The sequence below is a fragment of the Neisseria sp. P0022.S010 genome, assembly GCF_051956635.1.
This window is the reverse complement of the sequence record NZ_JBQCXF010000697.1, coordinates 1-1,351: the sequence shown is the minus strand read 5'-3', so window position 1 is coordinate 1,351 and position 1,351 is coordinate 1. Positions and strand designations below refer to the sequence as shown.

The 1,351-nt window shown below is 53.7% G+C and carries 2 protein-coding genes; one reads left to right on the top strand and one right to left on the bottom strand.

What is annotated here, in order from left to right:
- On the bottom strand, nucleotides 1-641 hold a 641-nt coding region (locus tag ACTHUT_RS20735; protein ID WP_440419690.1), incomplete at its 3' end, for a 1-deoxy-D-xylulose-5-phosphate synthase N-terminal domain-containing protein.
- Nucleotides 642-774: 133 nt separating this feature from the next.
- On the opposite strand from ACTHUT_RS20735, the gene orn reads away from it, so the two are divergent.
- The gene (gene orn, locus ACTHUT_RS20730; protein WP_070873651.1) at nucleotides 775-1,332 is read left to right on the top strand and encodes an oligoribonuclease; all 558 of its coding nucleotides are present in this window, start codon (nucleotides 775-777) and stop codon (nucleotides 1,330-1,332) included.
- Nucleotides 1,333-1,351: the final 19 nt, after the last annotated feature.

Genomic DNA, 1,351 nt, shown 5'->3' with positions numbered 1-1,351 from the left:
ACTTTGCTCGATTGGGCTTTGATGGTGCTCAACAGGCCGTGCATATCGCGCACGACGTTGCTGGCAAGGTATTTCGGCAGCGCGCCGACATTGGGGGAAATCGACATTTCGTTGTCGTTGAGGATGACCAGCAAATCGACATCCATATCGCCTGCGCAGTTCAGGGCCTCAAACGCCTGACCCGCGGTCATGGCTCCGTCGCCGATGATGGCGACGCTGCGGCGCTTGTTGCCCAACTGTTTGTCCGCAACGGCCATACCCAATGCCGCGCCGATGGATGTGGAAGAATGGCCCACGCCGAACGCGTCGTATTCCGACTCGCTGCGTTTCGGAAAACCGGCCAAACCGCCGTATTGGCGCATGGTGTGCATTTGATTTTTGCGGCCGGTCAGGATTTTGTGCGGATAGCTTTGGTGGCCGACATCCCAGACCAAATGGTCTTCGGGCGTGTCGTACACATAATGCAGTGCCACCGTCAGCTCGACCGCGCCCAAGTTACTGGCGAAATGGCCGCCCGTCTTACCGACGGAATCCAACAGAAATTCGCGCAATTCGGCGGCGACTTGCGGCAGCTGTTTTTTCTCCAGACGGCGCAAATCCTGAGGCTTATCGATAATATCGAGCAAAGGGCTTGGGTTCATGATTTTTGGCGGTGAATTTTTGTGTAACGGACGATTATATCAAGAGATTGCACAACTTGTTACAAATGCTTTCAGACGGCCCGAACCTTTATCCTTTATAATACTGCCAACTGAAAACACAAGGCCGTCTGAAATGACCCAAAACGCAAACAATCTCTGCTGGCTCGATATGGAAATGACCGGCCTCAACCCGGAACACGATCGCATTATCGAAGTCGCCATGATCATTACCGACTCCGATTTGAACGTACTGGCGCAATCGGACGTATACGTCATCCATCAAAGCGACGAATTGCTCGACGGCATGGACGAATGGAACACCGCCACTCACGGCCGCACCGGCCTGACCCAACGCGTGCGCGAATCCAAACTGACCGAAGCCGAAGTCGAGCAAAACCTGCTGGACTTCATGTCCGCATGGATACCCGAGAAATCCACGCCCATGTGCGGCAACTCTATCCATCAAGACCGCCGCTTCATGGTCAAATACATGCCGCGCTTGGAAACCTATTTCCACTACCGCAACTTAGACGTATCCACGCTGAAAGAATTGGCCAAACGCTGGAATCCGGCCGTTGCCAAAAGCGTGGTCAAACGCGGTTCGCACAAGGCATTGGACGACATCCTCGAAAGCATCGAAGAAATGCGCCATTATCGCGAGCATTTCCTCAAACTCCCTTCCGAACAATAATCCCAAGGCCGTCTGAAAC

Bases quoted from the DNA above. Each gene is read 5' to 3' on its own strand.
- orn (WP_070873651.1), top strand. From the start codon at position 775: ATGACCCAAAACGCAAACAATCTCTGCTGGCTCGATATGGAAATGACC.